The 20,971-nt window shown below is 65.5% G+C and carries 19 protein-coding genes; 11 read left to right on the forward strand and 8 right to left on the reverse strand.

Annotation, left to right across the window (positions count from 1 at the left end):
- Nucleotides 1-7 precede the first annotated feature (7 nt).
- Nucleotides 8-238, forward strand: coding sequence for a hypothetical protein (locus tag LE190_RS12015; protein ID WP_225238922.1), 231 nt, complete (start codon nt 8-10; stop codon nt 236-238).
- A gap of 3 nt (nt 239-241) precedes the next feature.
- Here the strand turns inward: LE190_RS12015 and LE190_RS12020 are convergent, their stop codons facing one another.
- Both LE190_RS12020 and LE190_RS12025 read right to left on the reverse strand, forming a co-directional pair.
- The gene (locus LE190_RS12020; RefSeq protein WP_225238923.1) at nt 242-1,822 is read right to left on the reverse strand and encodes an alkaline phosphatase D family protein; all 1,581 of its coding nucleotides are present in this window, start codon (nt 1,820-1,822) and stop codon (nt 242-244) included.
- A gap of 2 nt (nt 1,823-1,824) precedes the next feature.
- A complete protein-coding gene (locus tag LE190_RS12025; RefSeq protein WP_225238924.1) occupies nt 1,825-2,274 on the reverse strand; it encodes an acyl-CoA thioesterase in 450 nt (149 codons plus the stop codon).
- A gap of 62 nt (nt 2,275-2,336) precedes the next feature.
- Here LE190_RS12025 and LE190_RS12030 point away from each other — a divergent pair, with 62 nt between their 5' ends.
- Nucleotides 2,337-4,184, forward strand: a complete 1,848-nt coding sequence (locus tag LE190_RS12030) for an ABCB family ABC transporter ATP-binding protein/permease (RefSeq protein WP_225238925.1) — start codon at nt 2,337-2,339, stop codon at nt 4,182-4,184.
- Nucleotides 4,185-4,307: 123 nt separating this feature from the next.
- On the opposite strand, the gene LE190_RS12035 is transcribed toward LE190_RS12030, so the two are convergent.
- The 4 genes from LE190_RS12035 to LE190_RS12050 form a co-directional block, all read right to left on the reverse strand.
- On the reverse strand, nt 4,308-5,342 hold the full coding sequence (locus LE190_RS12035) for a type II asparaginase (protein WP_225239151.1): 1,035 nt from the start codon (nt 5,340-5,342) through the stop codon (nt 4,308-4,310).
- A gap of 103 nt (nt 5,343-5,445) precedes the next feature.
- The gene (locus LE190_RS12040; protein ID WP_225238926.1) at nt 5,446-6,747 is read right to left on the reverse strand and encodes a metal-dependent hydrolase family protein; all 1,302 of its coding nucleotides are present in this window, start codon (nt 6,745-6,747) and stop codon (nt 5,446-5,448) included.
- A gap of 85 nt (nt 6,748-6,832) precedes the next feature.
- On the reverse strand, nt 6,833-8,095 hold the full coding sequence (locus LE190_RS12045) for a dicarboxylate/amino acid:cation symporter (protein ID WP_225238927.1): 1,263 nt from the start codon (nt 8,093-8,095) through the stop codon (nt 6,833-6,835).
- Nucleotides 8,096-8,388: 293 nt separating this feature from the next.
- Nucleotides 8,389-9,453: an NF038122 family metalloprotease gene (locus LE190_RS12050; protein ID WP_225238928.1), complete on the reverse strand. Its 1,065-nt coding sequence runs from the start codon at nt 9,451-9,453 to the stop codon at nt 8,389-8,391.
- Nucleotides 9,454-9,723: 270 nt separating this feature from the next.
- Here LE190_RS12050 and pyrC point away from each other — a divergent pair, with 270 nt between their 5' ends.
- The 5 genes from pyrC to LE190_RS12075 all read left to right on the forward strand — a co-directional run bounded on the left by pyrC (nt 9,724) and on the right by LE190_RS12075 (nt 13,190).
- Nucleotides 9,724-10,773 (forward strand): dihydroorotase, encoded by a 1,050-nt coding sequence (gene pyrC / locus LE190_RS12055; protein ID WP_225238929.1) that lies wholly within the window; start codon nt 9,724-9,726, stop codon nt 10,771-10,773.
- A 6-nt stretch (nt 10,774-10,779) separates the two neighbouring features.
- On the forward strand, nt 10,780-11,571 hold the full coding sequence (locus LE190_RS12060; RefSeq protein WP_225238930.1) for a DUF3025 domain-containing protein: 792 nt from the start codon (nt 10,780-10,782) through the stop codon (nt 11,569-11,571).
- Nucleotides 11,572-11,703: 132 nt separating this feature from the next.
- The gene (locus LE190_RS12065) at nt 11,704-12,042 is read left to right on the forward strand and encodes a hypothetical protein (RefSeq protein ID WP_225238931.1); all 339 of its coding nucleotides are present in this window, start codon (nt 11,704-11,706) and stop codon (nt 12,040-12,042) included.
- A 1-nt stretch (nt 12,043) separates the two neighbouring features.
- Nucleotides 12,044-12,412 (forward strand): glyoxalase superfamily protein, encoded by a 369-nt coding sequence (locus LE190_RS12070; protein WP_225238932.1) that lies wholly within the window; start codon nt 12,044-12,046, stop codon nt 12,410-12,412.
- 25 nt (nt 12,413-12,437) lie between these two features.
- Nucleotides 12,438-13,190, forward strand: coding sequence for an NYN domain-containing protein (locus LE190_RS12075; RefSeq protein ID WP_225238933.1), 753 nt, complete (start codon nt 12,438-12,440; stop codon nt 13,188-13,190).
- 19 nt (nt 13,191-13,209) lie between these two features.
- On the opposite strand, the gene LE190_RS12080 is transcribed toward LE190_RS12075, so the two are convergent.
- Complete coding sequence (locus LE190_RS12080; RefSeq protein ID WP_225238934.1) at nt 13,210-14,010, reverse strand: hypothetical protein; 801 nt, start codon at nt 14,008-14,010, stop codon at nt 13,210-13,212.
- 36 nt (nt 14,011-14,046) lie between these two features.
- Nucleotides 14,047-16,110, reverse strand: a complete 2,064-nt coding sequence (gene recG, locus LE190_RS12085) for an ATP-dependent DNA helicase RecG (protein WP_225238935.1) — start codon at nt 16,108-16,110, stop codon at nt 14,047-14,049.
- A gap of 116 nt (nt 16,111-16,226) precedes the next feature.
- Between recG and queA the strand changes: the two genes are divergently transcribed.
- The 4 genes from queA to secD all read left to right on the forward strand — a co-directional run bounded on the left by queA (nt 16,227) and on the right by secD (nt 20,970).
- Nucleotides 16,227-17,255 (forward strand): tRNA preQ1(34) S-adenosylmethionine ribosyltransferase-isomerase QueA, encoded by a 1,029-nt coding sequence (gene queA / locus LE190_RS12090; RefSeq protein ID WP_225238936.1) that lies wholly within the window; start codon nt 16,227-16,229, stop codon nt 17,253-17,255.
- Between the two features lie 18 nt (nt 17,256-17,273).
- On the forward strand, nt 17,274-18,413 hold the full coding sequence (gene tgt / locus LE190_RS12095; RefSeq protein ID WP_225238937.1) for a tRNA guanosine(34) transglycosylase Tgt: 1,140 nt from the start codon (nt 17,274-17,276) through the stop codon (nt 18,411-18,413).
- Nucleotides 18,414-18,675: 262 nt separating this feature from the next.
- Nucleotides 18,676-19,008, forward strand: a complete 333-nt coding sequence (yajC, locus tag LE190_RS12100) for a preprotein translocase subunit YajC (RefSeq protein WP_225238938.1) — start codon at nt 18,676-18,678, stop codon at nt 19,006-19,008.
- Nucleotides 19,009-19,071: 63 nt separating this feature from the next.
- Nucleotides 19,072-20,970: a protein translocase subunit SecD gene (gene secD, locus LE190_RS12105; protein WP_225238939.1), complete on the forward strand. Its 1,899-nt coding sequence runs from the start codon at nt 19,072-19,074 to the stop codon at nt 20,968-20,970.
- Nucleotide 20,971 lies beyond the last annotated feature (1 nt).

Below are 20,971 nucleotides of genomic sequence, written 5' to 3' on the forward strand. Positions count from 1 at the left end.
GGACAGCATGAGCAAGGATACGAAGGAGGGCGGTGTGCGCCAGTTCATCAAGCTGGTGCTGCTGGTCGCGTTTTTCGCCTTCATCGGTGGCGTCCTCGCCGGGGCGATCGTGCGCGGCCTGGGCAGCATCGGCTATCCGCTCGGCGAGACGGGGCAGGCCGTGGTCCGCTGCGTCATGGTCGGGCTGGTTGTCGGCGCCGCGCTGCCGCTGGCGCGCCGCTTCGGTCTACGGCGCTAGCACCTAAGCGAGGCGCTCCGCGCCCGCCACCCCGTCGGCCACGCGGAACGCCGCCAGTTCCGCGATGGCCGACTTGGCGTTGCGGATATCGTCCAGTCCCATGAAGCGCGTCACGGTTTCCTTCGGCGTCAGCTCCAGCAGCATGTAGCCGCGCCTGTCGCTGCGCCCGTACAGCATGTGCGGGTTGTTCGCCACGTGCGCCTCGGTGCGCGCCTGTGGGCGCGAGTTCGAGGTGACCGAGGTGCCCACGAACTCGGTCGCCACCACCGGATTCTGCTTGGACGGCGGACGCGAAAAATCCGGCCGCAGCGCATTCGCGTAGAAGCAATGCACGTCGCCGCCCAGCACCAGCGGATTGCGGGCGCCCTGCCTGGCGATGGCGTCGAGCAGGCGCTTGCGCGCCACCGGGTAGCCATCCCAGCCGTCGGTCCAGAAGCGCCCGTCCTGCGGCGCCAGCACCGGCACGCTGCTCGACTGCGCCATCAGGGTCTGCTGGGCCAGGATGTTCCAGTGTGCGCGCGCCGTGGCCAGCCCCGACTCCAGCCAGGCTTCCTGCTCCGGCCCCAGCATGGTGCGGCGCGGATCGCGCAGCGCTGCGCAGGCGCGCGCGAACACGGCGTTCGAGCCGCCCCGGGCGGCGGACTTGGGACAGGCTTGCGGCGAGCGGTACTGGCGGTCGTCCAGCACGTGCAGCCGCGCCAGGCGGCCCCAGTCATAACGCTGGAACAGCGGCACGCTGGCAAAGCCGTCGCGCCTCACCTGCGGCAGGCGCAGCGGCATATGTTCGTAAAAGGCCTGGTAGGCGCTCGCGCGGCGCGTGGCGAAGTCCGGGGCCAGGCGCTCGTCGCGCAGGCCGGCATAGTCGTTGCCCACTTCATGATCGTCCCAGGTGACGATCCAGGGCGCCGCATGGTGGGCGGCCTGCAGGTCCGGATCGCTCTTGTATTGCGCATAGCGCTTGCGGTAGTCCGCTAGTGTGAACGATTCGTCCGTGCGCGCCACCCGCGCCGGATGGCGCAGGTGGTAGGGGCCCCACTCGTAGATGTAATCGCCCAGGAAGGCCACCAGATCGGGCGCGGCCTGGGCGATGTGGCGGTGCGCGGCGTAGCTGCCGAATTCCCAGTGCTGGCAGGAGGCGACAGCCAGCTTCAGGCGCGCGGGCAGTTCGTCGCGCGGCGGCGCGGTCCGGGTGCGGCCGACCGGGCTGACGGCGTCGCCCAGCATGAAGCGGTACCAGTACCAGCGGCCGGGCGCCAGGCCGGTCACGTCCACGTGGACGCTGTGCGCCAGGTGCGGCGTCGCCACCGCCGTGCCTTTTGCCGCGATGTCGCGGAAGGCTTCGTCGTGCGCGACTTCCCAGCGCACGCGCAGCGCTACCGGCGGCGTTTCTTCGGCCTTGAGCGGATCGGCAAGGATGCGGGTCCAGAGGATGACGGCATCCGGTAGCGGCGAGCCGGAGGCGACGCCAAGGCTGAAGGGGTAGGGGCCCTTGGTGGACGCGGCACAGGCGCCCAGGCTGGCGCCTGCCAGCACGCTCGACAGGCGCGCGGCGTCGAGCAGGAACAGCCGGCGCCCGCCCGGCATGCTTATTGGTGCGAGATGAGCGAATCGAGCGGTGGCAGCTGGCGCGGCTTGCGGTCCGGGCCGGTGGCGACATAGGTCAGCTGCGCTTCGGTCACCTTCACCACGTCCGACTGCAGGCGATTACGTTCGGCATAGACTTCGACGCACACCGTGATCGAGGTATTCCCGACCTTGACGATCTCGGCATAGAAGGACAGCAGGTCGCCCACGAACACCGGCTGCTTGAACAGGAAGGAATTCACGGCAATGGTCGCCACGCGGCCATTCGCGCGGCGGGTTGCCGGCAGCGAGCCGGCGACGTCGACCTGGGCCATGATCCAGCCGCCGAACACGTCCCCGTACACGTTCGCATCGGACGGCGCGGGCATCACCCGCAGTTCGGGCATCTTGCCCTGCGGCAGGCGGGTCGGAGCTGGCGGAGCGGTCGGGGCGGGATTCTGGGACGTGGTCATCTTGTTTTCTCGGTAAAAGCTACAATCGTCCCGAATTGAACCATAAATCCCCCAGCCCTGCCATGCGACGCACTTCCGCCAGTACCGTACCATTACCGCCCGATGCGAAGGGCGTGCCCCGCAACGACTGGGCCACCTTGCGTACCTTGTTTCCTTACCTGTGGGTCTACAAGTGGCGCGTGCTGGCCGCGCTCGGGGCGCTGATCGGCGCCAAGCTGGCCAACGTCGGCGTGCCGCTGGTGCTCAAGCAGCTGATCGACGGGCTCGCGATCGACCCCAAGGATCCGCATGCGCTGCTGGTGCTGCCGCTCGGCGCGCTGGTGGCCTATGGGCTGCTGCGCCTGTCGACCACCCTGTTTACCGAGTTGCGCGAGTTCCTGTTCGCGCGCGTGACCCAGCGCGCCGTCCGGACCATTGCACTGAAAGTGTTTCGCCACCTGCACGCACTGTCGCTGCGCTTCCACCTGAACCGCCAGACCGGCGGCATGACACGCGACATCGAACGCGGCACGCGCGGCGTGAATTCCCTGATCTCGTATTCGCTGTTCAACGTGCTGCCGACCCTGGTCGAGATCACGCTGGTGCTGGGCTACCTGGTGCTCAACTACGACGTCTGGTTCAGCATCATCACGGTGGTGGCGCTGGCCAGCTACATCGCCTTCACCGTGATCGTGACCGAATGGCGTACCCACTTCCGGCGCACGATGAACGAGCTCGATTCGAAGGCCAGCACCAAGGCCATCGATTCGCTGCTCAACTACGAGACCGTGAAATACTTCGGCAACGAGGAATACGAAGCGAAACGCTACGACCAGGGCCTGCAGAGCTTCGAGAACGCGGCGGTGCGTTCGCAGACCTCGCTGTCCTTCCTGAACACGGGCCAGTCGCTGATCATCGCCACCGCCGTCACCCTGATCCTGTGGCGCGCCACCGAGGGCGTGATCGCGGGCACCATGACCCTGGGCGACCTGGTGCTGGTGAACTCCTTCATGATCCAGCTGTACATCCCGCTGAATTTCCTGGGCGTGATCTACCGCGAGATCAAGCAGAGCCTGGCCGACATGGAGCGCCTGTTCTCGCTGCTCGACCAGAACCGCGAAGTGGCCGACAGCCCGCATGCCCGGCCTTTGGTGGCGCAGGGCGCGCGGGTCGAGTTTTCACACGTGGAGTTCAGCTACGAAACGAAGCGCCAGATCCTGTTCGATGTCGACTTCACGATTCCCGCCGGGACCACCACCGCGGTGGTGGGCCACAGCGGCTCGGGCAAGTCGACCCTGTCGCGCCTGCTGTTCCGCTTCTATGACGTGAACGGCGGGGCGATCCGCATCGATGGCCAGGACCTGCGCGACATCACGCAGGGGTCGCTGCGCGCCGCGATCGGCATCGTGCCGCAGGATACGGTGCTGTTCAACGACACGATCGAATACAACATCGCCTATGGCCGGCCGGGCGCTTCGATTGATGAGATCGTGGCGGCGGCGCGCGCGGCCTCGATCCACGATTTCATCGAAAGCCTGCCGGATGGCTATGCCAGCATGGTGGGTGAGCGCGGCCTGAAGCTGTCGGGCGGCGAGAAGCAGCGCGTGGCGATCGCACGGACCCTGCTGAAGAACCCGGCGATCCTGATCTTCGACGAGGCGACGTCGGCGCTGGATTCAAAGTCGGAGCAGGCGATCCAGGCCCAGTTGAAGGAGATCGCGAAGGACCGCACCACCCTGGTCATTGCGCACCGGCTGTCGACCATCGCGGATGCGCAGCAGATCATCGTGCTCGATCACGGGCGCATCGTGGAACGCGGCACGCACGGGTCCCTGCTCGCGGCGCGCGGGCTGTATGCGCAGATGTGGGAACGGCAGCTGGCGCGGCCGGATGAGGAGCTGGCGTCGCCGCCGCTGGAGATCGCGAAGTGATGCAGGATGCGGCCGCCGGTTGAACGCGTGGGCGGGCGACCCGCCCACCCTACGGTAGACCACTGCGCGTAGGGTGGACAGGTTCCCTGCCTACGCGGTCAACCAGCCGTCATCATCGGAAAATCAGTAGGTATAGAACATCCGCTGGATGTCCTTGGTGCTGCTCGTCCTGGTCAGCGCCAGCATCAACAGGATACGCGCCTTCTGCGGGCTCAGCGTATCGGCCACCACGAAGTCCAGCTGGTCGTCGTTCGCCTCGCCATTGCGCGCCACGATGCCCTGTCCCACGCGCGCCGCGCGCACGATCACGACCCCCTTTTCGCGCGCCGCGATGAGCGCCGGCTTGGTTTTCGCTGGCAGGCTGCCGTTGCCGACACCCGCATGCACCAGCCCTTTGGCGCCGCTTGCCACCAGCGCCTTCACCGCCACGTCGCCCACGTTGGCATACGCGTAGGCCACGTCGACCTGCGGCAGCACATCCAGCTTCGACACGTCGAACTCGGTGTCCGCCGTGTGCTTGCGCATGACCTCGCGGTAGAAATAGGGCTTGCCGCCCTGGATGTAGCCGATCATCCCCAGTTCCGTCGTGCGGAAGGTGTCGGCGGTGGTGGTGTTCGACTTGGTGACATCGCGCGCCGCGTGGATCTGGTCGTTCATCGCGACCAGCACGCCCTTGCCCACGGCGCTTGGGGAGCCGGCCAGGTTGACCGCGTTGTACAGGTTGATCGGACCGTCCGCCGACAGCGCGGTGGACGGGCGCATCGAACCGACCAGCACCACCGGCTTGCGGCTCTTGACCACCAGGTTCAGGAAATAGGCCGTCTCTTCCAGCGTGTCGGTGCCGTGGGTGATGACGATGCCGTCCACGTCCGGCTGGGCCAGCAGGGCATTGACGCGCTTGGCCAGCACCAGCCAGTGCTCGTTGCCCATGTTCTCGCTGGCGATCTGGAACACCTGCTCGCCGCTGACCTGGGCGACCTTGGCGATCTCCGGCACGGCCGCGATCAGCGCCTGCACGCCCACGGTGGCGGCCGTATAGCCGACCGTGGTGGTGCTGGTGGCGCCGGTGCCGGCGATGGTGCCGCCGGTGGCGAGGATGCTCACCCTGGGCAGCCTCGCGGTTTGCGCGTGGACCGCGGCGGTGAACAGGAACAGCATGGCGAACAGCGCCGCCGCAGCGTGCCGGGATTTTTGGAACATCGGACTCTCCTTGGAAAAACAAGGGGCGGCCGCGCATGGCGGGCCGCCCGTGACAGCTGAATTACGGCTTCTTGTAGACCACGCCGTCCTTCATGACGAACTTCACCTGCTCGAGCAGCTTCACGTCGCCCAGCGGATCGCCTTCGACGGCCACGATGTCGGCCGCGAAGCCTGGTTCCACCGAACCGAGGCGCTTGCCCTGGTCGAGCAGGGCGGCCGCGTGCAGGGTGGCCGAACGGATCGCTTCCACCGGCGTCATGCCGGCTTCGACCATGTAGCCGAATTCCTTGGCATTCTCGCCGTGCGGGAACACGCCGGCATCGGTGCCGAAGGCGATCTTCACGCCGGCCTTGTGGGCGCGCGCGAACGTGGCCTGCAATTGCGGGCCGATGGCGGCCGCCTTCGGGCGCACCAGGGCCGAATAGTAGTTCGGATCCCTGGCCTTGTCAGCCACGTAGCGGCCGGCCGAGATGGTCGGCACGTACCAGTGCCCGGTCTTCTTGAACAGCTGGATCACCTCGTCGTCCATCAGCGTGCCGTGCTCGATCGAATCGACGCCGGCGCGCAGGGCGCGCTTCATGCCTTCGGCGCCGTGGGCGTGGGCCGCTACGCGAAAGCCGTAATCCTTGGCCGTGCTGACGATGGCCTTCAGCTCGTCCTCGGTGTACTGCGAGTTCTGGCCGTTCGGGGCCTGGCTCAGGACGCCGCCGGTGGCGGTCACCTTGATCAGGTCTGCGCCTTCCTTGTAGCGCTGGCGCACGGCCTGGCGGCCCGCTTCGGGACTGTCGATCACACCCTGTTCCGGACCGGGCGCGCCCAGCTTCTCGCTCAGGAAGTGCGACAGGTTGTTGGTCGGGTCGGCGTGGCCGCCGGTGGTGGCGATCGACTTCCCGGCGGTGAACATGCGCGGGCCCGGCACTTCGCCGGCCGCGATGGCGCGCTTGAGCGAGACGTTCAGGCCGTCGGCCGCGCCCAGGTCGCGCACCGTGGTGAAACCCGCCATCAGGGTGCGCTGCGCATATTTCACGGAGCGGAAGGCCAGGTCCTGCGGGTCGGCGGTGAGGCGGTCGCGGTAGGCGTCCACCACCGGCGCGGTTTCGCTGGTGAGGTGCACGTGCATGTCGATCAGTCCCGGCAGGCAGGCGTGGCGCGACAGGTCGATCCGCTCGCCGCCCGCGGCGGCCTGCGCCGTCGGGCCGACCGATTTCACGACGCCGTTCTCCACCACGACGCTGACCCGTTCGCGCCAGGCGCCGCTCCTGACGTCCAGCAGGCGGCCGCAGTCGATGGTCTGGGTCGCCGCCTGGGCAGTGCCCATCATGCCGATCGCACCCAGCAGGCCTGCCATGTACAGCTGTTTCATGTCTCGCTCCTCGTTGTTGTCGTTATATGAAAAAGGCCCCCCATCGCTGGAAGGCCCCGGTGCTGCAATCGCTGCGGTCCCGCTGTCAGCGCAGCGGCGACACGGCCGGATCCTTGTTCGGATCGGCCAGGTCGCCTTCCCACTTCGCGACCACGGCGGTGGCGATGCCGTTGCCGATCACGTTGGTGGCCGAACGGGCCATGTCCAGGAAGTGGTCGATGCCCAGCAGGAGCAGCAGGCCGGCTTCCGGAATATTGAACTGGGCCAGGGTGGCGGCGATGACGACCAGCGAGGCGCGCGGCACGCCGGCCATGCCTTTCGAGGTCAGCATCAGGACCAGCATCATGGTGATCTGGGTCGCCATGTCGAGCTGGATGCCATAGGCCTGGGCGATGAACACGGCCGCGAAGGTGCAGTACATCATCGAGCCGTCCAGGTTGAACGAATAGCCGATCGGCAGCACGAAGGCGGCCAGGCGGTTCTTGACGCCGAAGCGCTCCAGGCCTTCCAGGGTTTTCGGGAAGGCCGCTTCCGACGAGGCGCAGGTGTAGGCCAGGATGGTCGGCTCCTTCAGTTCGGAGATCAGGCGCAGCACGCGGCGGCCAAGGAAGACGCCGCCGATCGCAATCAAGACCACCCACAGCAGGATGATCCCGAGGTAGAACTCGGCCATGAAGATGCCGTAGGTCGAAAGCACGCCCAGGCCGCTCTTGGCGATCACGCCGGCCACCGCCGCGAACACGGCGATCGGCGCGAAGTTCATCACGTAGCCGGTGACCTTCAGCATGATGTGGGCGATGCCGTCCACCGCATCGACCAGCGGGGTGGCACGCGCGCCCACGGCCGCTGCCGCGGTGCCGAAGAAGACCGAGAACACCACGATCTGCAGGATCTCGTTCTTGGCCATGCCGTCGAAGATCGAGGTCGGGATCAGGTGGCTGATGAAGTCTTTCAGGGTCAGGCTGGACGTGGTGATGCCCGACGATGCGCCCACCGGCGGCACCGCGCCCGACAGGGCCATGGCGTCGCCCGGACGGAACAGGTTCACCAGGATCAGGCCCAGCGACAGCGAGATGACGGAGGCGATCACGAACCAGCCCAGGGCCTTGACGCCGATGCGGCCCACTTCCTTGGCATCGCCCATCTTCGCAATGCCGACCACCAGGGTCGAGAACACGAGCGGCGCGATGATCATCTTGATCAGTCGCAGGAACATGGTCGTGATCAGCGACATCGTATCCGCAAAGCCGGCGGGATCGGCCAGCTTGATATTGGCGAAGTAGCCGACGACGATCCCCAGCACGAGGCCGACCAGGATGTAGGTTGTCAGGCGGTTCTTTTTATCCATAATGCTTCCTGTCTTGTGGACCTGTGCACGACCCGCGACAGGGGATGGCGCTGTCGCAAATCGCTTGATTGGGTATGCCGCTGGCTGGTAGAGCGTTCCGGGGGAAACGGCCAGATGGTTCTGGTAGGTAAAGCAAGTTCGGAAGTATCCTTGTCGCTAGAAATGCTGTCAAGCATGCTTACATTGCGAGCAACAGTGTACGCAAAGTCCTGGAAAGTGCCAGTTCGCCTGCTGCTTCGGCAAGCAAAACGGCGCCCCGCGGGGCGCCGTCATGTACTGCGCAAGCGTGCCGATCAGCTCTGCTTGGCCTGCTTGCGGCGGCGTGCGCCGGCCAGGCCCGCTGCGCCGAGGGCGAACAGGGCGATCGATGCCGGTTCCGGCACCGACACGTCCCAGCCGATCACATCGAACAGCAGCAGGTCCATGCTGCTGATGGCCAGCAGTTCGCCGCGCGCCGCGGTCGGGTCCAGGATGCCAATGCCAAGGTTGTCCTTCCAGTGGCTGGCCTGCTGGCCGTCGCCGTGGGTGCGGCCGAGCGAGAAGGTAGTCAGCGAGGTATTGCAGTTATCCAGCGAGAAGTACTTGGTGCGCGAGTCGGCAGCCCAGTCGATGTCAGCGCCAGCCGCCTTGCTTTCGGGCGAGCAGCGGAACACGTCGGCCGGCGCGATGTAGGTGAAGACCGCATCCGAAAAATTGCCCGCGCGGTTCAGGTCGAGGGTGTCAATGCCGCTGACAAAGCCGAGCGCGTGGCCGATCTCGTGGGTTGCCACGCCGATGAAGTCGAACATGCCCGCGGTGATGCCGTCGGTTGGATCGAAGTCCCAGGCGAACGCGGTGCTGAAGGAAATCGCGCCGTCCGAGCGCGTGTCGCTGTCCGGTACCAGGCCCAGGGCACGGGCGTTGGCCCAGGTCATGCGGATGGTGCTGTTGTTGGCGTCGCAGTCCTTGTCGACGAAGGTCTGGGCGCTGCCAGCACCCGCCGGGTTGACGTTGGTACCGTTCATCATGACGCTCATGCACGGACCTTTCGGCATGTTGGCGACGGCGATCTTGTCGGCGCTGCTCTTCGCATCGGCGATCATCGCTTCACGGAAGCCGGCGTAGCTGAGGGTGCCGCGGGTGGAGCCGGTCGAGCCTAGTACACCGGGATCGAGCAGGCGGAAGCCAATGTCGAGGTTGACCTGAACGTCATCGCGTAGTACCGACGACCAGCGCTTTGCGGCTTCCTTGAACCCCGCCAATGCACGGGCATCCATGTCGGCTGCATAGTTATAGTTGATCGTCAGCGCCTGGGCGGAACCGGCACAGGCCATGGCCAGCAGGGGGACGATTTTCAGGAGGGTTTTCAGGGTCTTCATTGGTCTCTCTTCCGTTTGCAAAATTGTTATTGTTGGGCGACGTGGCCGCCTAGCTATTGGCGTCCATCAACCTGCACTTTGGTAAAAGCAAAATTTAGGCCAGGAAATTAAGCCTTTGTTTATCAAGGGAAAATTTTTTCTAAATGCAATGGTGCAGCGCACACTGTAAATTTTTCCGTCAGTAAATACACGGTAGTTCCGCCAGTCCTGCACCATGCCCGGCCGCTCCGGTAAAATGCCGCATTCGCCATTCCTCATCCGAGAGCCGCCATGTCTGCCATTGAACTTCCCGACACCATCACCATCACCCGCCCGGACGACTGGCACCTGCACCTGCGCGATGGCGCGGCGCTGGCCAGCGTGCTGCCGCACAGTGCGCGCCAGTTCGCGCGCGCGATCGTGATGCCGAACCTGAAGCCGCCGGTGACCACCACGGCCGCTGCCGCCGCCTACCGCGAGCGCATCCTGGCAGCGCTGCCGGAGGGCATGCGCTTCGAGCCCTTGATGACCCTGTACCTGACCGACAATACCGATCCGGACGAGATCCGCCGCGCGATGGATTCCGGTTTCGTGCACGCGGTCAAGCTGTACCCGGCGGGCGCCACGACCAATTCGGATGCCGGCGTGACCGACCTCAGGAAGTGCTACAAGGCCCTGGAAGCGATGCAGGAAGTGGGCATGCCGCTGCTGGTGCATGGCGAAGTAACCGACAACGACATCGACCTGTTCGACCGCGAGGCCGTCTTCATCGAGCGCGTCATGCGTCCCCTGCGGCGCGACATGCCGGTGCTGAAGGTGGTGTTCGAACACATCACCACCAAGGAAGCGGCCCAGTACGTGGCCGAAGCCGAGGGCCCGATCGCCGCCACCATCACCGCCCACCACCTGCTGTACAACCGCAACGAGATCTTCCGCGGCGGCATCCGCCCGCACTATTACTGCCTGCCGGTGCTCAAGCGTGAAGAGCACCGCCTGGCGCTGGTGACGGCCGCTACCAGCGGCGACGAGCGCTTCTTCCTCGGCACCGATTCGGCGCCGCACGCGGTGCACACCAAATATGCCGCCTGCGGCTGCGCCGGCTGCTACACCGCGCTGCACGCGATGGAGCTGTATACGGAAGCCTTCGCCCAGGCCGGCGCGCTGGACAAGCTGGAAGCCTTCGCCAGCCTGAACGGCCCGGCCTTCTACGGCCTGCCGGTCAATGAAGGAACGGTCACGCTCAAGCGCGAAGCCTGGACCCTGCCGGAGAGCGTGCCCTTTGGCGAACACCAGCTGGTCCCGCTGAACGCTGGCGAGACCATCGGCTGGAAGATGGTGTAAGGCCGCATGCTGGCGCAGATCGACTGGTCGCGCCCGTGGTACGACACGGTGCGGCCGGCCTACCAGCGCCTGGTGCTGGCGGGCGAGGATTTTCTCGAGGCATTCAACCGCAGCGCGGATGCGCTCGGCCTGCGCAACCACCGTGGGCTGCCGCTGCGCTTCGTGCCCCAGGAAGCGCTGCCCGAGGGCCTGGCCTACGAGGAATTCATCGGCGCCACCGGCCAGGTGCCGACCCGCGACAACCTGCACGATTTCTTCAATGGCCTGGTGTGGCAGACTTTCCCGCTCATCAAGCGCCAACTGAACGCCCTGCAGGCAGCGCAGATCGCACAGGCCGGCGTCGGCAAATCGCGCGGGCCGGCACGCGATGCCGCCACCATCTTCGATGAGAACGCGGCGCTGCTGCTGGTGCGCGAGGGCGCGGCCGGCCGCGCGCTGGTGGACGCGCTGCGCGCACACGCGTGGCATGCGGCGCTGTACGAGCGGCGCGCCATGTTCGGTGCCGACCTGCGGCTCTGGCTGTTCGGCCACGCGCTGATGGAAAAGCTGGCGGCGCCGCGCAAGGCGATCACCGCCCATACCCGGGTGATGTTCGCGCCCGACGCGGTGCTGGAGCTGGCGCCGGACGCGCAGCGCGCCTGGCTCGACGCCCATGTGGCGCAGGCGCTGGCCGGCGAAGGCCTGGCCACCTCCGCCTTCACGCCGCTGCCGGTGCTCGGCGTACCGGGCTGGTGGCCGGGACAGGATCCGGACTTCTACGCCGACACGACGGTATTCCGGCCCAGGCGCCGCCCCTGAAGCTGGCGCGCAGGCACGGGAATGAAAGCGTTGGCGGCCTGTCCTGCGGCAGCACGGCGCATGCGGGCTGGATTGACAAGCCGCGGCGCCATGCGAATACTGTGGATTCGACCATTTCGCTGCGGAGCCTCCATGCGCGGTTTTTCCTTTGTTTTCCTGGCCGCCGGCCTGCTCGCGGCCGCTACTGCCTGGGCCGAACCGGTCCCGGCCGACAAGATGGCCTATGTCGGCAACTGGCACGGCAAGGACATGCAGCTGTCCCTGACAAAGGAAGGCAAGATCGTGTACCGGCGCGCAAAGCCGAACAGCCAGGTCGATCTCAGCATGGATCTCCAGGGCTTCAAGGGCAATGACTTCGACGCCGGCGTGCGCTTCATGAAGACCACCTTCGTGGTCAGCAAGCCGCCGCGGCGCGAGAACGGCAAATGGACGATGACGGTGGATGGCGTCGAGCTGACCCGGGACGCGTGACATGGAGCTGCGCGCCGCCACGCCCATCCTGCGCATCTTCGACGAAGCGAAGGCGCGCGCCTTCTATGCGGGCTTTCTCGGCTTCGCGGTCGACTGGGAGCACCGCTTCGAGCCCGGCCTGCCGCTCTACCTGCAAGTGTCGCGCGGCGGCTGTATCCTGCACCTGAGCGAACACCACGGCGACTGCTGTCCGGGCGCGGCGCTGCGCATCGAGACCGGCGACATCGACGCCTACCTGGCAGAGCTGAGGGCGAAGGACTACGGCTACGCCCGTCCGGAGATCGAGGACACGCCCTGGGGCTCGCGCGACATGGCGCTCACCGATCCGTTCGGGAACCGGCTCGTCTTTACCAGCGCATTGAGCACCTGAGTTGTTTGGATTTTCTGGAGTCCCGATGAACAATGAATCCCGCGTGGCCGTCCTGGTCGATTGCGATAACACGAATCCAGGCGCGGTCGAGTTCGCACTGCTGAATGTCGCCCGGTTTGGCCGTGTCGTAGTAAGGCGGGGCTATGGAAATCATGGGACGCTAACCAACAAATGGCGAGAGACCTTAGTCTCGCTTGCATTCACTCCATGCTTGCAGTTTCAATATGCAGCAGGAAAAAATACTGCCGACATGGCCTTGGCACTCGACGCGCTGGAAATCCTGTTTGACCAGCGTGCTGACTGCTTTTTCCTTGTCACCAGTGATTCCGATTTCGTCTACCTGTGCCGTAAGCTGCATGAACGTGGAGCGAGCGTCTACATCGTCGGGGAAGCGAAAACCCCAGACGCCCTGCGCAATGCAAGCGACCAGTTTTTCGAATGGCTGCCAACGCCGTTAGTAACCGAATCAAGCGCACAAAATGCGACACCGCGGCCAAAGGGAGAACCACCAGTTGTACGAAGGCGTCCAAGATTCGTCTCGGATGCGGTGGCCTTGCTGGCTAGCGACTCTCCCGAAGGGAAGGTTCACGTGAGTATGCTCGGGCAATACTTGCGTCGCACTAGACCGGAGTTTACCCCCGCAGGATTCGGCTATACCGGACTGCTCGACATGCTCAAGGCTTACGATTTACTTTCCCTGAAAAAGGAAGAAGGCGGCCATTACACCGTGCGTCCGGCAAATGGACAACCTCCAACAGGGGAGTCGGTCTCGAAATGAGCTTGTTGCGTCGATAGCGCTAGTGCTTTGAAATGGCCGCATCCAGCCGCCTGAACAGCTCGTGATGCAATGCGAGCGTGTGCTTCGCCATATGGCGGCGCGCATGCGCAATCTCCTGCAGTTCGCGCTGCGCCACCGTCTCTTCGCCCTGAGCCAGCGCCCACAGCGCGAGTTCCACCCGCGCCTCGATGCTGCCCGAGCGCTGCGCCACGGCCATCAACTGCGCACCCGCTTCGACCTGCTGTCCGGCCGCCGCATGGGCGCGGCCGAGCACCAGTCCAACATCGTCCGGCCGGAAGCCCGGCTGCCGGGCCTGCAGTGGCGCCAGCAGGCCGATCGCCGCTTGCGCCTGGCCGTTGGCCAGCCTTGCCTGCGCCGCGCCCAGGATGACTTCGGCGTCGCCTGCGAACGGCCCCTGCAGGCAGGCATCGTATTGCGCCACCGCTTCGGCCGCCTGGCCGTTTTCCAGCAGGGCGGCAGCCAGGCGCATCTGGTTGTGCGCGGTCGGCGTCAGGTCGAAGGCGGCGCGCGATTCGCGCACGGCGCGGCCCGGGTCGAGCGTTTTCTGCAGCGCGTGGCCCGCCACCCTGGCCTGGCGCTCGAGGCGCGAGTTCGGCAGGAACACCGCGGCGAAATACACGATGCTGCCGAGCAGGGGAAAGGCAAACAGGATCAGCAGCCAGAACATCGGCCGGCCCGTGCGCACGGCATGGACGGCGAAGAAGATGGCGACGATCAGGTGGAGTCCGAGTCCGAAGATGGGCATGGCGGTGGCGAGGTAGGGGCGATCCGCCACGATAGCGCGCTTTGGTGGCGCCATGTCTATCGGGTTGTCACGCCTTGCGCTGGACAGCCTTCAGACCTTGAGGAATTCCTCGCGCCCGCCCAGCCAGCGTGTCAGGTGGGCATCGACGATCGCCATGTAGTCGGGGCGCTCGCTGTTGTCCAGCAGGTACTGCGCCACCTCGCGCGCCTTGTCCACGATCCACTGGTCGGTTTCCAGGTCGGCGAAGCGCAGCATCGCCTCGCCCGACTGGCGCGCGCCCAGGAATTCGCCAGGGCCGCGGATTTCCAGGTCGCGCCGCGCGATCTCGAAACCGTCCGTCGTCTCGCGCATCGTCATCAGGCGCTGCTTGGCCACCTGGCCCAGCGGGCTCTGATAGAGCAGCAGGCACACGCTGGCCGCCGAGCCGCGCCCCACGCGGCCACGCAGCTGGTGCAGCTGCGACAGGCCGAAGCGCTCCGCATGCTCGATCACCATCAGGGAGGCGTTCGGCACGTCGACCCCGACCTCGATCACGGTGGTCGCCACCAGCACGTGGATCCTGCCTTCGATGAAGGCGTCCATGATCACCTGCTTCTCGGCCGGCTTCAGGCGCCCGTGCACCAGACCAACCTGCAAGTCCGGCAGGGCTTCGGCCAGGGTCTCGTAGGTCTCGGTGGCGGTCTGCAGCTGCAGCACCTCGGATTCCTCGATCAGCGGGCAGACCCAGTACACCTGGCGGCCTTCCTGCGCGGCCGCATGCACGCGCTCGATCACCTCAATGCGCCGGTTCTGGTCGATCGCGCGCGTCACGATCGGGCTGCGGCCCGGTGGCAGCTCGTCGATCACCGACACCTCCAGGTCGGCGTAATAGGTCATGGCCAAGGTGCGCGGGATCGGCGTGGCCGACATCATGAGCTGGTGCGGCACCAGGCCGTCGCTGCCCTTGTTGCGCAAGGTGAGGCGCTGGCCGACGCCGAAGCGGTGCTGCTCGTCGACGATCACCAGGCCCAGGCGCGCGAACTGCACCGTCTCCTGGATCAGGGCGTGGGTGCCGATCACCAGCTTCGCCTCGCCCGATTCGATCAGTTCCTTGGCCGCTTCCTTTTCCTTCTTTTTCAGGCTGCCGGTGAGCCAGGCGACCTTCACGCCGAGCGGCTCCATCCAGGCCGCGATCTTGCGAAAGTGCTGCTCGGCCAGGATCTCGGTGGGCGCCATCAGCGCCGCCTGGTAGCCGCTGTCGATGGCCTGGGCCGCGGCCAGCGCCGACACCACGGTCTTGCCGCTGCCGACGTCGCCCTGCAGCAGGCGCTGCATCGGGTAGCCCTCGCGCAGGTCGGCGCCGATCTCCTTCACCACGCGCTGCTGCGCGCCGGTGAGCTCGAAGGGCAGGGCGGCCAGGAAGGCGGCGGACAGTTCGCCTACCGCGCGCAGCTGCGGCGCGCCTTTTTCGCGCCGCGCGCGCTGGGCCCGTTTCAGGGACAGCTGCTGCGCCAGCAGCTCGTCGAACTTCATGCGGGTCCAGGCCGGGTGGCTGCGCTCGGTGAGCGCGTATTCGTCGACGTCGGCCGGCGGGTAGTGCAGCAGGCGCACCGCCGGCTCGAAGTCCCACAGCTGCAGGCGCGAGAGAAAGGCGTTGGGCAGGGTGTCGCGCCAGTCGACCCGCTTCATGGCGTCCGCGATCGCGCGCCGCATGACCGTCTGCGACAGGCCTTCGCCGGCCGGGTACACGGGCGTGAGCGAGGTCGGCAAGGGCGCGCCCTCGTTGATCACCTTGTAGGTTGGGTGGACCATCTCGGCTCCGAGGAAGCCGTGTTTCAGTTCACCCCGGGCGCGTACCCGCACGCCTTCCCCCAGCTGCTTGACCTGGCTGCCGTAGAAGTTCATGAAGCGCAGCTGCAGCTCGCCGGTCTCGTCCGCGATCTGCACCAGGAGCTGGCGCCGCGGCTTGTAGGTGATCTCGTTCCTGAGCACCACGCCCTCGACCTGCCAGGTCTGCAGGCCGCGCAGGCAGGCCTCGCGGATCGTCACTACCTTGGTCTCGTCCTCGTAGCGCATCGGCAGGTGCAGCACCAGGTCCATGTCGGTGCGCAGGCCGAGCCGGGCGAGCCTGGATTCTGTCGTTTTGGGAGCGGATGGGGTCTTTGGAGCGGGCATATTGCGGCATTCAGGCAGATGCTGGCGTAAAATAGAGGGTTCGCCGCACGCATTGCAGCCTCAGGGTTTCTTCTATTGTAAGGCTGCCAGCATCCATTTTTCCAGAATTGACAACAATGTACTCGCTTTCCGATTTCGATTTCGAGCTGCCGCCAGAGCGGATCGCGCAGCTGCCGCTGCTTGAGCGCAGCGCCTCGCGTCTCCTGCAGCTCGATGGCGACCAGATCACGGACCGCCACTTTGCGGACATCGCCGACCAGCTCCAGCCGGGCGACCTGCTGGTGATGAACAACACGCGCGTGCTCAAGGCGCGCTTCTTCGGTACCAAGGAAACCGGCGGCCAGGTCGAAGTGCTGGTCGAGCGGGTGCTGGACAAGCGCACGGTGCTGGCGCAGGTGCGCGCATCGAAGTCGCCCAAGCCGGGCAACCGCATCCGCCTGGCCGATGCCTTCGAGGTCACCGTCGGCGAACGCGCCGGCGAGTTCTTCATCCTGCAGATCGACGCGGGGGGCGACATCTTCGCACTGATCGAAGCCCACGGCCGCCTGCCGCTGCCGCCCTACATCGAGCACAATGCCGACGAGTTCGACGAGCAGCGCTACCAGACCGTGTATTCGAAGGAGCCCGGGGCGGTGGCCGCACCGACCGCCGGCCTGCACTTCGACCAGCCACTGCTGGACCGCCTGGCGGAAAAAGGGGTCAAGCTCGCCTATGTCACCCTGCACGTGGGCGCCGGCACCTTCCAGCCGGTGCGCGTGGAAGACCTGTCGGCGCACAAGATGCACTCGGAGTGGTACACCATTCCGCAGGAGACGGTCGATGCCGTGCGCGCCGCGAAGGCGGCCGGGCGCGACGTGATCGCGGTCGGCACCACCTCGCTGCGCGCGCTCGAATCGGCGTCGCAGTCGGGTGAACTTGTCGCTGGCAGCGACGACACGGCGCTGTTCATCACGCCCGGCTACAGCTTCAAGACGGTGACGCGCCTGATCACCAACTTCCACCTGCCGAAGTCGACCCTGATGATGCTGGTGTCGGCCTTCGCCGGCTACCACGAGATCCGCAAGGCCTACCAGCACGCGATCGCCAACGAATACCGCTTCTTCAGCTATGGCGACGCCATGCTGCTGACCACAAGGTCACGATAAATACGCACGACAAAGAACATGCTCGAATTTACCTTACTCAAAAAAGATACCAGCGGCCTGTCGCATGCGCGCCGCGGCCGCCTCAAGCTCAACCACGGCACCATCGAAACCCCGATCTTCATGCCGGTCGGGACCTATGGCTCGGTCAAGGCGATGGACCCGGTCGAGCTGAAGGAAGTAGGCTCGCAGATCATCCTCGGCAACACCTTCCACCTGTGGCTGCGCCCGGGCACGGCGGTGCTCGACAAGTTCGGCGGCCTGCACGGCTTCATGGGCTGGGATGGTCCGATCCTCACCGACTCGGGCGGCTTCCAGGTGTTTTCGCTGGGCGCGATGCGCAAGATCACGGAAGAGGGCGTGAAATTCGCCTCGCCGATCGATGGCTCGCGCCAGTTCCTGTCGCCGGAGGTGTCGATGCAGATCCAGCGCTCGCTGAACTCGGACATCGTGATGCAGTTCGACGAATGCACCCCGTACGAAATAGACGGGAGACCCGCGACGGCCGAAGAAGCGGCCAAATCGATGCGCATGTCGCTGCGCTGGGCCCAGCGCTCGATGAACGAGTTCAAGCGCGGCGAGAACCCGAATGCGCTGTTCGGCATTGTCCAGGGCGGCATGTACGAGCACCTGCGCGACGAATCCCTTAGCGGACTGGAAGACGTCGACTTCCCGGGCCTGGCCATCGGCGGCCTGTCGGTGGGCGAACCGAAGGAAGACATGCAGCGCATCCTGGCCCACGTCGGCCCGCGCCTTCCGGAGAACAAGCCGCACTACCTGATGGGCGTGGGCACCCCGGAAGACCTGGTCGAGGGCGTGGCCAACGGCGTCGACATGTTCGACTGCGTGATGCCGACCCGGAACGCACGCAATGGCTGGCTGTTCACGCGCTTCGGCGACGTCAAGATCAAGAACGCGCGCTACAAGGACGACATGGCGCCGCTCGACGAGAGCTGTGACTGCTACTGCTGCAGGAATTTTTCGCGCGCCTACCTGCACCACCTGCACCGTTCGAACGAGATTCTGGGCGCGCGCCTGAACACGATCCACAACCTGCATTTCTACCTGAAGATCATGCAGGAAATGCGCGACGCGATCGATGCCGACAAGTTCAACGAGTTCCGCATCCAGTTCCGTGCGGACCGCTCGCGCGGCGTGTAAGCTGGCACTTACTACCAGTGCCGCCGGCTGAATTGCGCATTGCGTAAGGTGGGCAGGTCCCCTGCCCACGCGTGCAGCCACCCGGCGGTGCTAGCAATGCCTGCCTTGGCGATTGCAAGGCAAGCGTATCCCGACGCATTAAATTTCCTGCAACATCTTGCAATTGGGAATTGCAAGCCTACATACCTCCACATTGTCCCTGGCCCCATGCCCGGTGCTAGAATACACCGCTTATTTTTTAATCCTCACAATCGGAGTTCTTGTGTTCATTTCCAACGCGTACGCGCAAACCACGACCGCAGCCGATCCTGGCCTGATGGGTAGCCTGACCACGTTCCTGCCGCTGATCCTGATGTTCGTGGTCATGTACTTCCTCATGATCCGTCCTCAGCAGAAGCGCCAGCGCGAACTGAAGGCGATGATGGATGCGTTGGCCAAGGGCGACGAAGTGGCGACCGCCGGCGGCATCCTCGGCCGCGTGGTGAAGGTGGCCGACACCTATGTGACGATCGAAGTCTCGGCCGGCACCGAACTCGTGGTCCAGAAGAACGCCGTGACCACGCTGCTGCCGAAAGGCACCCTGAAGGGCCTGTAATCCCAGTAGCACAATGCGGCGGCCGGGTGCCGCCGCGTGCCCAACATTCAATGCTGGAACACTATGAATCGCTATCCCGTCTGGAAATATCTATTGATCGCCGTCGCGCTCCTGCTGGGTGCGCTGTTCACGGCGCCGAACTACTTCGGCGAATCGCCGGCGCTGCAGATCACCACCGGTAAGACCACGGTCAATATCACCAGCGCCACCGTTGGCCTGGTCGAAGATGCCCTCAAGCGCAACGGTGTTCCGGCTACGGCCATCGCCCTGGAAGGCAGCGGCAACAGCACCGCGGTACGTGCGCGCTTCGCCAACACCGATGCCCAGTTCAAGGCCAAGCTCGCGCTCGAGCGCGACCTGAACCGCGACCACAACAACCCCGACTACATCGTCACCGTCAACCTGGCGAAGAATACCCCGGCCTGGATGGAATCGATCGGCGCCAAGCCGATGAACCTGGGCCTGGACCTGCGCGGCGGCGTGCACTTCCTGCTGCAGATCGACAGCAAGGCCGTGCTCGAGTCCAAGGTCAAGGGCCTGCAGGCGAGCGTGCGCAGCCAGCTGCGCGATGCGAATGTGCGCCACGCCGGCATCGAGCGCGTCGGCAACACCATCGAGGTGCGCTTCCGCGACGACGCCACCCGCGCCAGCGCCCGCTCCACGCTGGGCAAGCAGTCGCAGGACCTGCTGTTCGCCGATGCCGCCGACGGCACCGAGCTGAAACTGGTCGTCAGCCTCAAGCCGGAAGCGGTGCGCCGCACCGTGGAAGAGGGCGTGAAGCAGAACATCGCCACCCTGTCCAAGCGCATCAACGAACTGGGCACCACCGAGCCGTTGATCCAGCAGCAGGGCGCCGACCGCATCATCGTCCAGCTGCCGGGCGTGCAGGACGTGGCGCGCGCCAAGGATATCATCGGCCGCACCGCCACCCTGGAACTGCGCATGGTCGACTCGACCGTGACGCCGGGCACCGAGCTGAGCGCCGCCATCCCGCTGAACTCGGAACTGTTCACCGAAGGCCGCGGCGCCCCGGTCGTGGTGTCGAAGGACATCATCCTGACCGGCGACTACATCTCGAGCGCCGTCGCCAGCTTCGACTCCAACCAGCAGCCGGCCGTCTCGATCGACCTGAACGGCGACGGCGGCCGCCGCATGCGCATGGCCACCCGTGAAAACGTCGGCAAGCGCCTGGCGGTCCTGCTCAAGGAAAAAGGCGTGTACTCGGTGCCGACCGCGCCGACCATCAACCAGGAACTCGGTTCGACCTTCCAGATCACCGGCATCGGCAGCATCGAGGATGCCAACGAACTGGCGCTGCTGCTGCGCTCGGGCGCGCTGTCGGCCCCGATGGAGTTCATCGAGGAACGCGTGATCGGCCCGCAGCTGGGCGCCGAGAACATCGAGCGCGGCCTGCATTCGACCCTGTGGGGCTTCGTGGCGATCGCCGTGTTCATGATCGTCTATTACCACCTGGTGGGCGCGGTCAGCGCGATCGCGCTGGCGGCCAACGTACTGTTCCTGCTGGCCCTGCTGTCGATGCTGCAGGTGACACTGACCTTGCCGGGTATCGCCGCGATCGCGCTGACCCTCGGCATGGCGATCGACTCCAACGTGCTGGTCAATGAACGCATCCGCGAGGAATTGCGCTCGGGCGCCACGCCGCAGGTGGCGATCAATGCCGGCTACAAGCACGCCTGGGACACGATTTTCGACTCCAACGTCACCGCCCTGATCGTCGGCCTGGCGCTGCTGATCTTCGGTTCCGGTCCGGTGCGCGGCTTCGCCGTGGTGCACTGCCTGGGCATCCTGACCTCGATGTTCTCGGCCGTGTTCCTGTCGCGTGGCCTGATCAACCTCTGGTATGGCCGCAAGAAGAAACTGACGAGCATCTCGATCGGCACGGTCTGGAAGGAAGGCTTCACGCCTAGCAATCAAAACGCGACTCAGGGAGCGCAGGACTAAA

It is taken from the genome of Massilia hydrophila, from assembly GCF_020208145.1.
Lineage (GTDB): Bacteria > Pseudomonadota > Gammaproteobacteria > Burkholderiales > Burkholderiaceae_D > Telluria > Telluria hydrophila.

What these genes read in the sequence shown, in the direction of transcription:
- LE190_RS12015 (WP_225238922.1), top strand. Translation starts at nt 8, where the DNA reads ATGAGCAAGGATACGAAGGAGGGCGGTGTGCGCCAGTTCATCAAGCTG.
- LE190_RS12020 (WP_225238923.1), bottom strand. Translation starts at nt 1,822, where the DNA reads ATGCCGGGCGGGCGCCGGCTGTTCCTGCTCGACGCCGCGCGCCTGTCG.
- LE190_RS12025 (WP_225238924.1), bottom strand. Translation starts at nt 2,274, where the DNA reads ATGACCACGTCCCAGAATCCCGCCCCGACCGCTCCGCCAGCTCCGACC.
- LE190_RS12030 (WP_225238925.1), top strand. Translation starts at nt 2,337, where the DNA reads ATGCGACGCACTTCCGCCAGTACCGTACCATTACCGCCCGATGCGAAG.
- LE190_RS12035 (WP_225239151.1), bottom strand. Translation starts at nt 5,342, where the DNA reads ATGCTGTTCCTGTTCACCGCCGCGGTCCACGCGCAAACCGCGAGGCTG.
- LE190_RS12040 (WP_225238926.1), bottom strand. Translation starts at nt 6,747, where the DNA reads ATGAAACAGCTGTACATGGCAGGCCTGCTGGGTGCGATCGGCATGATG.
- LE190_RS12045 (WP_225238927.1), bottom strand. Translation starts at nt 8,095, where the DNA reads ATGGATAAAAAGAACCGCCTGACAACCTACATCCTGGTCGGCCTCGTG.
- LE190_RS12050 (WP_225238928.1), bottom strand. Translation starts at nt 9,453, where the DNA reads ATGAAGACCCTGAAAACCCTCCTGAAAATCGTCCCCCTGCTGGCCATG.
- pyrC (WP_225238929.1), top strand. Translation starts at nt 9,724, where the DNA reads ATGTCTGCCATTGAACTTCCCGACACCATCACCATCACCCGCCCGGAC.
- LE190_RS12060 (WP_225238930.1), top strand. Translation starts at nt 10,780, where the DNA reads ATGCTGGCGCAGATCGACTGGTCGCGCCCGTGGTACGACACGGTGCGG.
- LE190_RS12065 (WP_225238931.1), top strand. Translation starts at nt 11,704, where the DNA reads ATGCGCGGTTTTTCCTTTGTTTTCCTGGCCGCCGGCCTGCTCGCGGCC.
- LE190_RS12070 (WP_225238932.1), top strand. Translation starts at nt 12,044, where the DNA reads ATGGAGCTGCGCGCCGCCACGCCCATCCTGCGCATCTTCGACGAAGCG.
- LE190_RS12075 (WP_225238933.1), top strand. Translation starts at nt 12,438, where the DNA reads ATGAACAATGAATCCCGCGTGGCCGTCCTGGTCGATTGCGATAACACG.
- LE190_RS12080 (WP_225238934.1), bottom strand. Translation starts at nt 14,010, where the DNA reads ATGGCGCCACCAAAGCGCGCTATCGTGGCGGATCGCCCCTACCTCGCC.
- recG (WP_225238935.1), bottom strand. Translation starts at nt 16,110, where the DNA reads ATGCCCGCTCCAAAGACCCCATCCGCTCCCAAAACGACAGAATCCAGG.
- queA (WP_225238936.1), top strand. Translation starts at nt 16,227, where the DNA reads ATGTACTCGCTTTCCGATTTCGATTTCGAGCTGCCGCCAGAGCGGATC.
- tgt (WP_225238937.1), top strand. Translation starts at nt 17,274, where the DNA reads ATGCTCGAATTTACCTTACTCAAAAAAGATACCAGCGGCCTGTCGCAT.
- secD (WP_225238939.1), top strand. Translation starts at nt 19,072, where the DNA reads ATGAATCGCTATCCCGTCTGGAAATATCTATTGATCGCCGTCGCGCTC.